Origin of the sequence: Kitasatospora sp. NPDC048296, assembly GCF_043201815.1 — a bacterium.
In the GTDB taxonomy this organism is placed as follows: domain Bacteria; phylum Actinomycetota; class Actinomycetes; order Streptomycetales; family Streptomycetaceae; genus Kitasatospora.
On sequence record NZ_JBICZB010000004.1, the window covers coordinates 161,360 to 177,026 of the forward strand.

Annotated in this window: 9 protein-coding genes; 7 read left to right on the top strand and 2 right to left on the bottom strand. The window is 71.7% G+C overall.

Annotation, left to right across the window (positions count from 1 at the left end; all coding sequences use genetic code 11):
- Positions 1 to 57 precede the first annotated feature (57 nt).
- The 5 genes from ACGF12_RS04920 to ACGF12_RS04940 all read left to right on the top strand — a co-directional run bounded on the left by ACGF12_RS04920 (position 58) and on the right by ACGF12_RS04940 (position 6,974).
- Positions 58 to 1,050 (top strand): malate dehydrogenase, encoded by a 993-nt coding sequence (locus tag ACGF12_RS04920; protein ID WP_393025542.1) that lies wholly within the window; start codon positions 58 to 60, stop codon positions 1,048 to 1,050.
- 175 nt (positions 1,051 to 1,225) lie between these two features.
- Positions 1,226 to 2,551, top strand: a complete 1,326-nt coding sequence (locus ACGF12_RS04925) for a hemolysin family protein (RefSeq protein WP_393025545.1) — start codon at positions 1,226 to 1,228, stop codon at positions 2,549 to 2,551.
- 30 nt (positions 2,552 to 2,581) lie between these two features.
- Positions 2,582 to 3,622, top strand: a complete 1,041-nt coding sequence (trpS, locus tag ACGF12_RS04930; protein WP_393025548.1) for a tryptophan--tRNA ligase — start codon at positions 2,582 to 2,584, stop codon at positions 3,620 to 3,622.
- 185 nt (positions 3,623 to 3,807) lie between these two features.
- Positions 3,808 to 4,296, top strand: a complete 489-nt coding sequence (locus tag ACGF12_RS04935) for a 2'-5' RNA ligase family protein (protein WP_387616780.1) — start codon at positions 3,808 to 3,810, stop codon at positions 4,294 to 4,296.
- A gap of 959 nt (positions 4,297 to 5,255) precedes the next feature.
- Complete coding sequence (locus tag ACGF12_RS04940; protein WP_393025552.1) at positions 5,256 to 6,974, top strand: stealth conserved region 3 domain-containing protein; 1,719 nt, start codon at positions 5,256 to 5,258, stop codon at positions 6,972 to 6,974.
- Between the two features lie 156 nt (positions 6,975 to 7,130).
- Here the strand turns inward: ACGF12_RS04940 and ACGF12_RS04945 are convergent, their stop codons facing one another.
- Both ACGF12_RS04945 and ACGF12_RS04950 read right to left on the bottom strand, forming a co-directional pair.
- The gene (locus ACGF12_RS04945; RefSeq protein WP_393025555.1) at positions 7,131 to 9,641 is read right to left on the bottom strand and encodes a CDP-glycerol glycerophosphotransferase family protein; all 2,511 of its coding nucleotides are present in this window, start codon (positions 9,639 to 9,641) and stop codon (positions 7,131 to 7,133) included.
- 280 nt (positions 9,642 to 9,921) lie between these two features.
- A complete protein-coding gene (locus ACGF12_RS04950; protein ID WP_393025558.1) occupies positions 9,922 to 13,494 on the bottom strand; it encodes a CDP-glycerol glycerophosphotransferase family protein in 3,573 nt (1,190 codons plus the stop codon).
- Positions 13,495 to 13,629: 135 nt separating this feature from the next.
- Between ACGF12_RS04950 and ACGF12_RS04955 the strand changes: the two genes are divergently transcribed.
- On the top strand, positions 13,630 to 14,628 hold the full coding sequence (locus ACGF12_RS04955) for a glycosyltransferase family 2 protein (RefSeq protein WP_393025561.1): 999 nt from the start codon (positions 13,630 to 13,632) through the stop codon (positions 14,626 to 14,628).
- 100 nt (positions 14,629 to 14,728) lie between these two features.
- Positions 14,729 to 15,652 (top strand): YihY/virulence factor BrkB family protein, encoded by a 924-nt coding sequence (locus ACGF12_RS04960; protein WP_393025564.1) that lies wholly within the window; start codon positions 14,729 to 14,731, stop codon positions 15,650 to 15,652.
- The last annotated feature ends 15 nt before the right edge of the window (positions 15,653 to 15,667 follow it).

Genomic DNA, 15,667 nt, shown 5'->3' on the forward strand with positions numbered 1-15,667 from the left:
CCTGGCTCCAGTGCCGGTGTGCCTGGGGCACCTGGCGATCTGCTGGAGAAGGTAGAAATGACCCGCACCCCCGTCAACGTCACCATCACCGGAGCGGCCGGCCAGATCGGCTACGCGCTGCTCTTCCGCATCGCCTCGGGCCACCTGCTCGGCGCCGACGTGCCGGTGAACCTGCGCCTCCTGGAGATCCCGCAGGGCCTCAAGGCCGCCGAGGGCACCGCCATGGAGCTCGTCGACTGTGCCTTCCCGCTGCTGCGCGACATCACCATCACCGACAACCCGAACGAGGCCTTCGACGGCGCCAACGTCGCGCTGCTGGTCGGCGCCCGTCCGCGCACCGCCGGCATGGAGCGCGGCGACCTGCTGCAGGCCAACGGCGGCATCTTCGGCCCGCAGGGCAAGGCCATCAACGACCACGCCGCGGACGACATCAAGGTCCTGGTCGTCGGCAACCCGGCCAACACCAACGCCCTGATCGCCCAGCGCAACGCCCCGGACGTTCCGGCCGAGCGGTTCACCGCCATGACCCGCCTGGACCACAACCGCGCGGTCGGCCAGCTGTCCGCCAAGACCGGCGCCCTGGTCTCCGACATCAAGCGCGTCACCATCTGGGGCAACCACTCCGCGACCCAGTACCCGGACATCTTCCAGGCCGAGGTCGCCGGCAAGCCGGCCTTCGAGGCCATCGGCAGCGACCAGGCCTGGCTGGAGAACGACTTCATCCCGACCGTCGCCAAGCGCGGCGCCGCCATCATCGACGCCCGCGGCGCCTCCTCGGCCGCCTCGGCCGCCAACGCCGCCATCGACCACGTGTACACCTGGGTCAACGGCACCGCCGAGGGCGACTGGACCTCCATGGGTGTCGTCTCCGACGGCTCCTACGGCGTCCCGGCCGGTCTGATCTCCTCCTTCCCGGTCACCACCAAGGACGGCAAGTTCGAGATCGTCCAGGGCCTGGAGATCTCCGACTTCTCCCGCACCCGCATCGACGCCTCGGTCAACGAGCTGACCGAGGAGCGCGACGCGGTCCAGGAGCTGGGCCTCATCTGAGCCCCGCCCGTACGGCCTGTTCCGGCGGCCCGCCCGCTTCCGAGACCGGGAGGCGGCGGGCCGCCGACGTGTCCGGGCCGGGGGCCCGCCGCCAAACTCCCGCCCGCCCTCCGGGCCGACGACGCGAGTTCGGCGGCGGGCCCCAGTACGCACCGGCCACCTACACTGGCCCGCTGTGAACGAAACCTTCGGGGACGCCGCGCTCGTCCTCGTCTTCATCCTGTTGGGCGGGCTGTTCAACGTCGCCGAGATCTCGCTGATCTCGCTGCGCGAGGGCCAGATCCGGACGCTGGCGGCGCACGGCACCCGGCGCTCGGCCCGGGCCGCGCACCTGGCCGCCGACCCCAACCGCTTCCTGGCCGCCGTCCAGGTCGGCGTGACCTGCATGGGCTTCCTGTCCGCAGCCTTCGGCGCGGACACCCTGGCCGGCAAGGTCGCCCCGCTGTTCGTCCGGGCGGGCCTGTCCGAGGGGATGTCCGACGCGGTCGCCCTGGTCGGCCTCACCCTGGTGATCAGCTACGTGTCGCTGGTGCTCGGTGAGCTCACCCCCAAGCGGATCGGCCTGCAGCGCGCCGAGTCCATCGCGGTGGTCGCCGCCCCCGTGGTGGACGTGATGTCGGTGGCGCTGCGCCCGGTGATCTGGCTGCTCGGCCACTCCACCAACCTGATGGTCCGGCTGCTCGGCGGCGACCCGACGGCCGGGCGCGGCTCGATGAGCTCCGAGGAGCTGCGCGGCCTGGTCGCCGCCAACACCGAACTGGGCAGCGACGAAAGGGCGTTGATCGCGGACGTGTTCGCCGCCGGGGAGCGCCAGCTGCGCGAGGTGATGGTCCCGCGCACCGAGGTGACCTTCCTGGACGCCGAGCGCCCGCTGACCGCCGTACGGCACCAGGCCGACACCTCGCCGCACTCGCGCTACCCGGTGGTCGAGGGCAGCGCCGACGCCGTGGTCGGCTTCGTCCACGTCCGCGACCTGTACGGCGCCCGCGGCGAGCAGGCCGTCAAGGTCCGCGACCTGGCCCGTCCGGTCAAGCTGCTGCCCGGCACCAAGCGGGTGCTGGAGGCGATGGGCGAGATGCGCCGGGAGGGCCACCACCTGGCCATCGTGGTGGACGAGTACGGCGGCACCGCCGGGATCGTCACCCTGGAGGACCTGGTCGAGGAGGTGATCGGCGAGATCCGGGACGAGTACGACCGGCCGGAGACCGCCACCACCCGCCGGCTGGCCGGCGGCGGCATGGAGCTGGACGGCCTGCTCAACCTCGGCGACTTCGCGGAGGAGACCGGCGTCACCCTGCCCGAGGGCCCGTACGAGACGGTGGCCGGCTGCCTGGTCGCCTCGCTCGGCCGGCTGCCCAGGGAGGGCGACCAGGCCCGCGTCCCGCTCGACGGCGGGGGAACGGCGCTGCTGACGGTGGCCAAGGTGGAGGGCCGGCGGATCGCCCGGGTGAGGGTGAGTGCCGTCACACCGGTCGAACCGCCGGGGGCGGAGGTTTCCTGAGCGACCGGTGGAACTGGAACAATGGCCCGCATGGTCAACGCAGCGGTCACTGGTCCGGTCAAGGACCGTCCCCGGGTGCTCTCCGGCATCCAGCCCACCTCCGGCTCGTTCCACCTCGGCAACTACCTCGGCGCGGTGCGCCAGTGGGTCGACCTGCAGAAGGACAACGACGCCTTCTACATGGTCGTCGACCTGCACGCGATCACCGTCCCGCAGGACCCGGTGACCCTGCGCCAGAACACCCGGATCTCCGCCGCCCAGCTGTTCGGCGCCGGCCTGGACCCGGAGCACTGCACCCTGTTCGTCCAGTCGCACGTGCCCGAGCACGCGCAGCTCGCCTGGGTGATGAACTGCCTCACCGGCTTCGGCGAGGCCTCCCGGATGACCCAGTTCAAGGACAAGTCCTCCCGGTACGGCGCCGAGAGCACCACCGTCGGCCTGTTCACCTACCCGATCCTGCAGATCGCGGACATCCTGCTCTACCAGGCGGACGCCGTCCCGGTCGGCGAGGACCAGCGCCAGCACGTGGAGATCACCCGCGACATCGCGGAGCGCTTCAACTCGCGCTACTCCCCGACCTTCACGATCCCGAAGCCGTACATCCTCAAGGAGACGGCGAAGATCCAGGACCTGCAGGACCCGGCCGTCAAGATGAGCAAGTCGGCCTCCTCGCCCAAGGGCCTGGTCAGCCTGCTGGACGACGCCAAGGCCAGCGCCAAGAAGTTCAAGAGCGCCGTGACCGACACCGGCACCGTGGTCTCCTACGACGAGGAGGGCAAGCCGGGCGTCTCCAACCTGCTGCGGATCCACTCCGCGCTCAGCGGCCAGCCGGTCGAGCAGCTGGTCGCGCACTTCGAGGGCAAGATGTACGGCGCCCTGAAGACCGAGCTGGCCGAGCTGTTCACCGAGTGGGTGACCCCCTTCCAGGAGCGCACCAGGACCTTCCTGGACGACCCGGCCGAGCTGGACCGGGTGCTGGCGATCGGCGCCGAGAAGGCCCGCGCGGTGGCCTCCGAGACGCTGGCGACGGTGTACGACCGGATCGGCTTCCTCTCGGCCGCCAAGCGGTGACTCCCCTAACCCGTCTGCCCGGTGGTGGCGACAGTGATTCGCCCTTCGCCTCCGAGCGCTCGAACCCGGTGCCGACGTTCGTCGCTCCGGCGCTCCCTCCTTCGTCGGTCGCTGGTCGCTCCTCGCTTTCGGCACCGGCGCGCTCTTCGGCTCAGGGCGGGGAGGTCGTCACCATCGGCGTGTCCGTGAGCGTCCCGGACCCGTACGGGACGCGGATCCAGGACGCCCGGGCCGGGCACGGCGACCCGCAGGCCCGCTCGATACCGACGCACGTCACCCTGCTGCCGCCGACCGAGGTGCCGGCCGGGGCGCTGCCGAAGATCGAGGAGCACCTCGCCGCGGTGGCGGCCGCGCACCGGCCGTTCCGGATGCTGCTGCGCGGCGGCGGCACCTTCCGCCCGGTCTCCCCGGTGGTCTTCGTCCGGGTCGAGGAGGGCGCGCAGGAGTGCCGGCTGCTGGAGGCGGACGTCCGCTCCGGCCCGCTGGCCCGCGAGTTGGCCTTCCCGTACCACCCGCACGTGACGGTCGCGCACGGACTGCCGGACGACGTGCTGGACCAGGCGTACGAGCAGGCGCGCGGCTTCCGGGCGTCCTTCACGGTTCCGGGCTTCTCGCTCTCCCGCTTCGACGCGGACGAGGTCTGGCGGCCCTGGCGGAGCTACTCCTTCTCCTGAGCCGGCCTTCCTCCGAACCGGCTTCCGTCCACCGACGCGTCCGAGGCCCCGTGCCCGTGGAGCCGCGTACCGTCCTGTCGGCGTCCCGTGTACGGGGGACAGGGCGGCGGATCGTCCGTGGGCCGTGTCACCCGGGCCGGAGCGCCCTCGCCCGCTGGATCCTCGATGACCAGCGCCGAGAGTCCCAAGACGGGACGCTCGCACGTTTCTTCGCCCGCCGTCCGACCATTCCGGTGACTCTTCGTCATCTTGGCTGCCGGGTGAACGGCCGCCTCTACCGCTCCGAGGTGGAGCCGAGTGCCCCGTCGGGATGAGTTGCGTCCGCCACCCGCACCGGTGCGGGGATGTGATGCCGCCCGGGCGAGTGCCGCTTCTGTCGAGGGCTCTGTTCGCCGTACTGGTTGATCGCTCCGCCGGAGGCGTCAGGTCACATCAAGGTAATCATCAAGCCATTGCCGAACAATGCTCTGCAAGTGGCCCAAACTGGGCGTGAATGTCTGATGTTCGTAGTTCAGCAAACCATCAGCACACTGCCAGCGAACCGGGAGGTTTAGCGGGTTTTCCTTTGGCGGATCAAATCGGGAACTCGGCTGTTTCTGTTCCGACTCCGAACGTATGTCCGATCGTTATATTCGAGTTCGATGTAAGGATCAATTCACCACATATGATCTGCCGATGACATGCGGGAATCCGGGCTCGCCCCGCTCACGCGCCGCGTACCCTGGAGGGAAGCCTCGACAAAGCTGAATGAAGTGCTGCGCTCTCCGAGCGCGCCCGGCTGTGCATGTCAAGCGACCAGGGTCCCCGGCGCCTAAACCCTCTCTCGCCCATTTCAGCGCCGCATCCCTCAGTAACAGCCCCTCCTGGAGCGATATTTCGTGTCCGTTGGCCGATCCCCCCTCTCTGCTGCCGTCCGCCTTTCGGCCGATTGGGCGCGGCGCCGCTGGTTGTCCGGCGGTGTGCGGCCCGAATTCGAGCCGCAGGAGCCGGACCACCCTGCGCAGCAGCGCGAGGTATCGGCACTGGAGCGGCTGGAGCGGGCGCGGTATGCGCGCGAGGAGGAACTGCTCGCCTCACTTCCCGGTATCGCCCGGTTTCGGGGCCACATCGCCGAGTCGCGTCGACACTTGCTGCCCGGTGCCCGTCGGGACGGCAATCTGGCTGAGGTGGCTGACGCGTTGGCAGCGGGCGGCATCGCGCACGGCATCGTCCCCGACCGGCACCCGCGACACCGGCTGGCGATCGCCCCGGGCGACCGGGCGGCGGTGCTGAAGGCCCTCGCCACTGCCTTCGCCGGGCATGCGGTCTACACCGACCTGCTGGAGCACGGCCGTACTCTCGGTACCGTGTTGGCCGAACAGTTGCCCGCCGCCGTCGACGAACTGGAGACTTTCCCGGCCTCGGAGGGGAACGGCCCCGGCCGGGAGGCGGCCGGAGACGGCGAGCCGACCGTGCCGGCGGACCGGGTGAAGGGCATACGGATCTATCGGCCGGCCGTGATCGACACCGTGCTGTACGGACCCGAGGTCGGCTGCGACGTCGAGTTCTGGGACTCCGCCGCACCCTCGGAGGGCGCGATCGCCTCGATCGACGAGACACCGTTCGGCTGGTGGGTGCCCTCACTGGAGGCCACCGCGACCACGACTGTCGCCGGCCGCACCTACCCGCTGCTGGACGTCTTCGCCACCGCCCTGCCCGACCAGGTCCGCTTCCCGATCGACGCCGTGATCACCTGGGTCGACGACGGCGACCCCGCCTGGCAGGAACGCCGGGCCGCCGCTCGCGCCCGGCTGGACGGCCCGGCCGCGCCGATCGCGCCGGAGGACGGCGTCGCCGCCAGCGGCATCGCGGGCGACGCCGACCAGCGCTTCCGCAACCGTGACGAGCTGCGGTACTGCCTGCGCGCGCTCGCCTCACACGCTCCGTGGATCCGCCGGACCTTCCTGGTCACCGACAACCAGGTGCCGCACTGGCTGGACACCACGCAACCGGGCCTGACCGTGGTCTCGCACCGCCAGCTGTTCGCCGGCACCGACGCCGGACCGGTGTTCAACTCCCACGCCATCGAAACGCGGCTGCACCTGATCCCAGGGCTCGCCGAGCACTTCCTGTACCTCAACGACGACATGTTCCTCGGCCGCGCACTGGTGCCCGAAGACTTCTTCCTCGGCAACGGAATGCCCCGGTACTTCCCCGACAGCCGGATCATCCCGCCCGGCGGGGCCGAGCCCGGAGAATCGGTCTACGTCGCCGCCCAGAAGAACACCCGAGCCGCCCTGGCCGCCGCCGTCGGACGAACCTACCCGCGCACACTCAAGCATGCGCCGTACCCACTGTGCCGGAGCGTGCTGGCGGAGAGTGCGGAGCGGTTCGCCGCCGAACTCCACGGCACCGTCCGCTCGCCGTTCCGCTCGGCCACCGACCTCGCGCCGGTCACCCTGGCCGTCCACTACGCCCATGCCACCGCCCGCTCGGTGGAGGGGCACCTTTGTGACGGTTACTTCGTCACCGACAGTACCGAGGACCTCGCCCGGCTCACGGCGCTGCACGAGGAGCGCTGGGCGGACTGCTTCTGTCTGGCCGACGGTACCCACGACCTCCTGTCCCCCGCGGAACAGGAGGAAGCCGTCACCGGCTTCCTGAAGGCGTACTTCCCCGTTCCCTCGTCCTTCGAGTAGGCCGACGCGCAAGGGGCGCCTCGGAGGATGCCGGCGACCACTCCGGACGACGCCGAGGCCGGCGCCGAGACGTCCGAGAGCGCCGTGACCGACACCGGCACCGTGGTCTCCCGCGACGAGGAGGGCAAGCCGGGCGTCTCCAGCCTGCTGCGTCAACTACCGTGCACTACAGCCGAGTTCGAGCATCCGGTCGACCACCCGGCGGGCCGCGCCGCCGTCGTCCAGCGTGCAGTGCTCGGCCCGGAAGCGCCGGTAGCGCCCGGCGTACCCGGGCGGCAGGTCGGCGCCGCTGTCGGCGAGTTCGCGCAGCGCGCCGAGCAGTTCGGCCGAGGTCGGAACCAGCGGGCCGGGGGCGTTCGGCTCGAAGTCGAAGTAGAAGCCGCGCAGGGTGTCGCGGTAGTGCTCCAGGTCGTAGGCGAAGAAGTAGATCGGGCGGCCGGTGATCGCGAAGTCGAACATGATCGACGAGTAGTCGGTCACCAGGACGTCCGCGACCAGCAGCAGGTCCTGCGGGTCGGGGTAGTCCCCGCAGTCGTACAGGAAGCCGTCGCCGGCGCCCGGCAGCGGGTCGCGCACGTGCGAGTGCGGGCGGACCAGCAGGACGTGGTCCTCGCCGAGCAGCCGGCGGGCGCGGTCGAGCTCCAGCCGCAGGTCGAGCCGGAAGCCCTCGCCGTCGCCGCGCCGCTGGTCCTCGCGCCAGGTCGGCGCGTACAGCACGATCCGCTTGCCCTCCGGCACGCCGAGCCGGCGGCGCACGGCCGCGGCGGTGCGCGGGTCGGCCCGGGCCAGCACGTCGCCGCGCGGGTAGCCGGACTCCAGCAGCTCCCCGTCGTAGCGGAAGGCGCGCCGCAGGATCGGGGTGGCGAACGGGCTGGGGGAGAGCAGCAGGCTCCACTGGGGGGTCTCCCGGTCGAGTGCCTCCAGGTAGCCGTGGTCGGCCAGCCAGGGGTGGTCGACGTCGTGGGCGATCCGCTTCAGCAGTGAGCCGTGCCAGGTCTGCACCACGACCTGGCCCTCGCGGCGCTCCAGGAAGTCCGGGAAGTGGGTGTTGCCGACCAGGTACCGGCAGGTGGCCAGCGCGCGGTACCACTCCGGGCTCCAGACGCGTACCGGGCGGACCCCGGGCGGCAGCTCGGCCTGGCCGTCGTCGACCACCCACAGGTGCTCCAACTGTGCGCCGCGGCGGACGAGTTCGGCGTGCACCGCGCGCGGGGAGTCGGCGTAGCCGCGGCCGCCGAACACGTCGTACAGCACCGCCTCGCGCAGCGGCTCGCGGCGGGCGGCGGGGTAGTGCTCGGTGCGCAGCCGGGCCTGCGTCCAGGCGCTGCGCTCGGTGGCGTCGAGCACCGGGGTGGAGTCCACCAGCAGGGTGTCGTGCCAGCGGTGCTGCAGCAGCACCTGCTTGCCGCCGACCGCGGCGGTGGCGGGCAGCGCGGGCAGCGCGCCGGGGGCGGCGAGCAGTGGGCGGGCCGGGCCGGAGCGGTCGGCCGGCTCCAGCGCGGTCTCCCAGACGCCCTTGCGCAGCGGCAGCACGGCGCCGTCCGCGCTTGTGCGGGTGGCGGGCACCCGCACCCGGAAGCGGCCGCCCGGCTCGGGCTCCACCGAGGTGCGGACCTCGCCCGCGGTGCCGGTGTGCCGCAGCACCAGCTCCAGCCGGTCGGCGGCCGGGTCCGGGCAGTGGCCGGTCAGCTCGAAGCCGCCGAAGTGGACGGTGATCCGGTCGACCAGGCCGGCCGCCGGCTGGACGCAGACCTGGAGCCGGCCGTCGGCGAGGTGCTTGAGGTAGAGCACCCGGTCCGCCGAGTCCGGCAGCGGGTACTGGCCGGCCACCGGGCCGCCGCGCTCGTCCAGGCAGAGCTGCTCGGTGCTGCCGTCGGGGCGCAGCAGTTCGGCGTCCCAGTGCTCCAGCCGGCCGCGGCCGTGCCCGTCGGCGGTGAGCGGGCGGTACGGAAGGCCGACGGTGAAGGTGTTGCCGGCGCGGGCGAGCGGCCGTTCGAGCACCGCGTCGCTCTGCCGGTGGCGCAGCCGCAGTACGGTGCCGGCGGGGCAGCGGTCGGCGGTGCCGCCCAGTTCGACGCCGTCGGCGGTGGGGGTGGCGCGGTTGATCCGGACGCCCGGGCGCTCCAGTCGCAGGTGCAGCCGGTCGTCCTCGAAGAAGGGCTGGAGGCGGACGTCGTGGTCCACCCAGCGGGCCGGCGGGTATTCGCCCGAGCCGCACCAGTGGGGGGCGAGGGTGCCGTACTGGCGCCGCAGCCGGGTGGGGCGGGGGCGGGTGAAGAGGGTGGCCTCGATCCGCCAGTCGCCGAGCAGCCAGCGGCCGTCGGGGCGTAGTCGGCCAGGCTCGATGAGGGCGGTGAAGCCGGACCAGTCGTGGTTGTACTCGGGCTGGGCGCTGTCGTCGGTGACCTCGGGCATCCTGCGGGGGCGGGAGCGCAGGTGGACGGGCGGCCGGGCCTCGTCCTGGTGGCACAGGGTCAGCCAGGTCCAGGCCGAGCCGGGGCGGCCGGTGTCCAGGTCCAGTGGACGGCCGAAGCCGGTGAGCTCCAGGCCACGGCCGTGCCAGCGGGCGCGCAGCAGGCCGAAGGCCGCGTCCTCGTCGACGGCGGGCCGGGCGGCGGGCACCCCGCGGACGGCGTGCGGCAGGACGAGCCGGGTGAGCACGGGCATGACGGGAGGCCCTTCCGGGGACGGGATCCCGGCCGTGGCGGTGGACCGGGACGAACGCCGAACCGATAACGAAAGGTCCGGGGCCGAATCGACATCCGTGCCGGAATGTCACCCGAGGTCTATCGTGTTGTCCGTCGAAAATTCCTCAGGAATTCGTTAGTGAAACGTGAGTTCGACCGTGCCGTGGGTGAATCGGGGGAATTCCCCCAGGTGATTCCCAGGAAAAAGCGAGGCGCCCGACGCGGATCGCGTCGGGCGCCTCGGCAGGGGCGTGGGAGCGCTACTCCTTGCGGAGCATCGCGTCGACCACCCGGGCGGCGGCCTTGCCGTCGTCCAGGTCGCAGTACGCCTCGCGGAACGCGGCCGCCTTGTCGGCGTGCTCGGCCGCGACCTCGTCCACCCGGCCGAGGGCGGCGACCAGCTCCTCGGAGGTGGCCAGCAGCGGACCGGGCGCCTCGGCCTCGAAGTCCAGGCTGAAGCCGCGCAGGTTGTCCCGGTAGTGCTCCAGGTCGTGGGTGAAGAAGAGCATCGGCTTGCCGGTGACGGCGAAGTCGAACACGCTCGCCGAGTAGTCGGTGACCAGCACGTCCGCGATCAGCAGCAGCTCCGCCATGTCGGGGTAGCTGCCCACGTCCCAGATGTAGCCGTTGCCGGCGCCCGGGATCTGACCGCACATCATGTTGTGCCGGCGCACCAGCAGCACCTGGTCGTCGCCGAGCGCGGCCTTGGCCGCCGCCAGGTCGATCCGCAGGTCGATCTGGTAGCCGCCGTTGGGCCGGCGCCGGTCCTCGCGCCAGGTCGGCGCGTACAGCACGACCTTCTTGCCCTCGGGCAGACCGAGCCTTTCACGAACCTGTTCGGCCGTCTTCTCCCGGTCGGCCGCGAACAGCAGGTCGTTGCGGGGCGAACCGCTCTCCAGGATCTCGCCCTGGTAATCGAACGCGCGCCGCAGCACCGGGGCCGACCAGGTGTTCCCGGCGACCAGCAGGCTCCAGTTCGGGATCTCGCGGGCCAGGCCCTTGAGGTAGTTGGAGTCGGTGAACCAGACCTTCTCGAAGTCGAAGCCGACCTGCTTCAGCGGGGTGCCCTGCCAGGCCTGCAGGACCACCTGGCCGGGGCGGCGGACGAAGAAGTCGGGCAGGTGGGTGCTGGTGACGACGTACTTGGCGGTCGCCAGCGCCTCGAACCACTCCGGGCTCCAGAGCCGGATCGGGGCCGCCGACTGCGGCAGGTCGGCCTGCATGTCGTCGGTGCCCCACAGGTGCTCCAGCGGCAGGCCGCGGCGGACCAGCTCCTCGTGGATCGCCCGCGGCGAGTCGGCGTACATGCTGCCGTTGCCGGCGTTGTACAGCACCGTGTCGCGCACCGGCAGCCGGCGGGCGGCCGGGTAGTCGACGGTGCGCAGCTGGCGCTGGCGGTGGCCGGACCGCTCCTCGGGCAGCAGCACCGAGTGCGACTCCAGCGACAGGCCGTCGTGGTGGCGCCGCTCCAGCACGATGCGCTTGCCGCGGGACTCCACCTCCAGCGGCAGGGTGTCGAAGCAGTCCGGGGTGATCAGCGCGCAGGAGTCCGGGAGCTCCTCGACCGGCGCACCCACCGGGCGGAAGAAGACGTTCCAGGTGCCCTTGGCGAGCGGCACCCGGCCGGCGAAGCTGGCGGTCGGCACGGTGGGCAGCGCGGTGCGGAACCGGCCGTCCGCGATCTCCACCGGGTAGACGTGCTCCTCCTCGCGCCAGTTGTGCCGGACCACCAGCTCCCAGCGGTGCGCGCCGGGCAGCGGGAACGAGCCGCTGAGCAGGAAGCCGTCGGCGCCGCGCGCGGACACCTCGTCCACCAGCGGCTGCAGCAACTGGTCGGAGAGCTGCAGGAAGCCGCTGGGGGAGGGCTTCGAGTACAGCTCCCGGCGCAGGTCGGCCGGGGCCTCGGGGTTCAGCGGCAGGTGCAGCTGCTCCGGCGCGTTGCGCTCGTCCCAGGCCAGCATGACGACGCTGCCGTCGGCGAGCAGCAGCGAGGTGTCCCAGCGGTCGCGGCTGCGGTCGGCGGCCACCGGGTCCAGCTCGGCCCAGGCCTCGCGGACGGCGGTCAGCTCGGCCACCGGGAGGGAGGCGGTGAAGGGCTGCAGCGAGCCGACCGGCGCACCCAGCTCCAGCGGGAAGGTCAGCTCGCGGTCCGACTCGACGTGGGTGAGCCGCAGCCGGGCCCCGGCGAAGTTCAGGCCGGAGCGGGCCGCGCCCGAGACCTCCACCCGGCCGCCCTGCGCGGCCAGGCCGGTCACCCGGGCCTTGACCGTCTCCACCTTCAGGTAGACGAAGTTGTCCCGGATCCACGGCACGATCCGCACGTCCGGCTCGACCCAGTGCGCCGGAATGTACTGCGCCGTGTCGCTCCAGCCGGCCGAGACCCGGCCCTTGTACACCCCGCCCTTGCCCGCGCCGGCCACCAGGACGCGCCAGTGGCCGTCCTTCCACTGGCCGCGGTGCTTGAGCTTCTTCGGGTCGATGGCGACGTTGAAGCCGGACCAGTCGCAGCTGTACAGGTCGTGGCTGCAGCTCGCGGTGGCCTCGGGGCTGTACGTGGTCTTCATCGGCACCGCGATCACCCGGCGGCCCTTGGTCTCGCGCAGCACCAGGGTGCGGACCATGTCGTGCTTGTTCGCCGCGCCCAGCTGCTCGGGGTACGCGTGCCCGATCAGCTCCAGCTTCCCGCCCACCCAGGAGGTCTCGTACAGCCGGCTGCGCATGACCAGCGAGTTGTCCAGCTTGAGCACGCTCGACGGCACGCTCTTGCGCCCACCGCGCAGGAACGGGTAGTCGGCGTACGGGCGCAGCAGACCGCGGGCCTGGACACCGCCGTTGCTCTCGCCCTCGTACTTGATCTGCTCGACGAACTCGTCGATGCGGCCCTGCAGGGTCAGGTGGTACTTCAGCCGCAGCGGCGCGCGCAGCTTGCGGACCTGCTCGGGGCCGATCGCCCGGAGCAGCCGGCTGACGTTGGTCATGTAGGCGTCCCGGTACTCCTTGTCGCCGTCCACGACGGACCAGAAGAACATCGGGATCTCCTCGACGAGGGTGTTCTCGTCGTAGGTGCGCAGGTACTGCGCGAAGCGCGGCTCGGTCTGCTTCTTCAGCCAGCCGCGGACCAGCTCGACCGAGGCGACCCGGTCGATCAGGCCCTTGGGGTTGGTGCGCATCTGCGTGATCGACATCTCGCCGACCTCGCGCTCGCGCCAGTGGTAGATCGGCTCGGAGAGCACGTCCACGCTCTTGGCCAGGTAGTGGTGCGGCACGCTGACCGGCGCGTCCTCGTACAGGATGCCCTCGGGGTACAGCAGCCCGGCCGCGTCGAAGAACGAGCGGCGGTACACCTTGTTCCACGCGGTGCGGTCGGTGACCAGCGCCGGGATCTCGGTGATGTGGGTCTTGAGCCTGGTCTCCTTGAACGGCTTCACGTGGCCGCCGGACTGGTAGTAGCCCACCGCGCGGAAGCGCAGCACGTTGCCGGTGGCGAAGTCCGAGCCGGTCTCGTCCAGCGTGTTGATCATCAACTCGTACGCGCTGGGCGGCATCGAGTCGTCGCTGTCCACGAAGCACAGGAACTCGGCGTCCGGGTCGATGTGCCGGATGCCGGTGTTGCGGGCCGCGCCGAGGCCCTTGTTCACCTGGCGGACCAGCCGGAACCGCGAGTCCTTGGCCGCGTACGCCTCGGCGAGGGCCGCGCTGTCGTCCTTCGAACCGTCGTCGACCATGACGCACTCGAAGTCCGTGAAGGTCTGGGCGGCGATCGAGTCGAGACATTCGACGAGATAGCGCTCGACGTTGTAGATCGGAACGACGATGGAGAGGCGGGGAGCCATCGGCTACGCAGGCCTTTCTCGGTTAGGAGCGTGGCAGCCCGGTGGGGGCCTGACCGCACTTTGAATCGGTGCGTACGTGCGCCCCGATCCTACCTCCGGGCTCCGGAGCCTCCCCAGGCCACTACGCTGGGCGCCGTGCCCCGCTTCAGCGTGATCGTCCCCGTGTACCAGGTCCAGGACTACCTCGCCGAGTGCCTCGACTCGGTCCTCGGACAGGCCGGTCCCGACTTCGAGCTGATCGCGGTGGACGACCGCTCCCCGGACGGCTGCGGCGCGATGCTGGACGAAGCGGCCGCCGCCGACCCCCGTGTGCGGGTGCTGCACCTGCCGGAGAACGTCGGCCTCGGCCGGGCCCGCAACGCCGGCCTGGAGGTCGCCACCGGCGACTACGTGGTCTTCCTGGACAGTGACGACACCCTCACCCCCGGCCTGCTGAAGGCCGTCGACGACCGCCTCGCCGCCACCGGGGACCCGGACGTCCTGGTCTACGACTACGCCCGCACCTACGCCGACGGCCGGATCACCCGGGCCGCCTCCGGCCACGTCTTCGGCGCCGCCTCCCCGGACGTCTTCGACCTCGCCGCCCGCCCTGACCTGCTCGACCTGCTCCAGGTCGTCTGGAACAAGGCCTACCGCCGCGGCTTCGTCACCGAGCAGCAGCTGGTCTTCCCGGCCGGCTACTACGAGGACACCCCCTGGACGTACCCGGCGCTGCTCGCCGCCGCCAGCATCACCCTGCTCGACCAGGTCGGCGTGCACTACCGCCAGCGCCAGGAGGGCGGCAACATCCTGGCCACCGCCAGCCGCAAGCACTTCGACGTGTTCGCCCAGTACGACCTGGTCTTCGCCTTCCTCGACCGCCGCCCCGACCTGGACCGCTGGCGCCCGGTCGTCTACGGGAAGATGCTGCACCACCTCAACACCGTGGTCGCCAAGCCCGGCCGGGTCCCCTCCGGCGACCGCCGCGAGTACTTCCGCCGCGCCGCCGCGCACTGCGCCCGGCTGCGCCCGGAGGGCTACCGCCCGCCGGCCGGCGTGGAGGGCGTGCGCACCGAACTGCTCAGCCACGGCCGCTACGGCGCCTACCAGGCCGTACGCGCCCTCGCCCGGGCCCGCCGACTCGTCAAGCGCTGAGCCGGGTGCCCCGGCGCCGCCCCGCGGGCGCGCGTTCGCGGACGCGCCCTGGTTCGGCGCCTGACGGCCATTCGGGGGACGGGCCGGTATAACCGGTCGGGTGGACTTCCTGACTCGCCTTCCGGTCCTCGGCCCCCTGGTGGCCCGGGTGCTGCGCAGCCGCCCGTACCGGGTGTACGAGTACTTCACCGCGGCCCGCGGCAACCGGCTGGCCGGGGCCGTCACCTTCTTCGGCTTCCTCGCCCTCTTCCCGCTGCTCACGGTGGGCCTGGCGATCGCCGTCGCGACGCTCAACGGCAGCCAGGTGGCCGACCTGCAGAAGCGCATCTCCGACCAGCTGCCGGGCCTCTCGGACGCGCTCAACCTGTCGTCCCTGGTGGCCAACGCGGGCACCGTCGGGCTGGTCGGCGGGGCGCTGCTGCTGGTCTCCGGCCTCGGCTGGGTGAACACCATGCGCACCTCGATCCGGGACCTCTGGCAGCTGCCCGAGGAGAACGGCAACCTGGTGCTGCGCAAGGCCTGGGACATCGCGGTGCTGGCCGGCCTCGGCCTGGTGTCGCTGTTCTCGCTGGCCGCCTCCGCCGCCGGGACGACGCTCGCCGGGCGGATCGCCGAGGACATCGGCCTCGGCAGCGGCTACCTGCTCACCTGGGTCGGCGTGCTGATCGCCATAGCGTCCGACACCCTGCTCTTCGCCTACCTGCTGGCGCCCTTCCCCGGGATCACCGGCCAGCGCCGCCGGGACCTGCTGATCGGCGCGCTGATCGGCTCGGTCGGCTTCGAGCTGCTGAAGCTGCTGCTCGCCTCCTACATCGGCTCGGTCGCCGGGCGGAGCCTGTACGGGGCCTTCGCCACGCCGGTGGCGCTGCTGCTGTGGATCAACTTCGTCTGCCGGCTGCTGATGTACTGCGTCGCCTGGACGGCGACAGCCGACCCGGAGGCCGTCCGGGAACGGACCAGGGCGCACGGCCGGGCGCTGCTGGCGGCGGCCGACGAGATGGAAGCGGCCCGGCCTCCCACGTGAGGCCGGGCCGGGGTG

What these genes read in the sequence shown, in the direction of transcription:
- ACGF12_RS04920 (WP_393025542.1), top strand. Translation starts at nt 58, where the DNA reads ATGACCCGCACCCCCGTCAACGTCACCATCACCGGAGCGGCCGGCCAG.
- ACGF12_RS04945 (WP_393025555.1), bottom strand. Translation starts at nt 9,641, where the DNA reads ATGCCCGTGCTCACCCGGCTCGTCCTGCCGCACGCCGTCCGCGGGGTG.
- ACGF12_RS04950 (WP_393025558.1), bottom strand. Translation starts at nt 13,494, where the DNA reads ATGGCTCCCCGCCTCTCCATCGTCGTTCCGATCTACAACGTCGAGCGC.
- trpS (WP_393025548.1), top strand. Translation starts at nt 2,582, where the DNA reads ATGGTCAACGCAGCGGTCACTGGTCCGGTCAAGGACCGTCCCCGGGTG.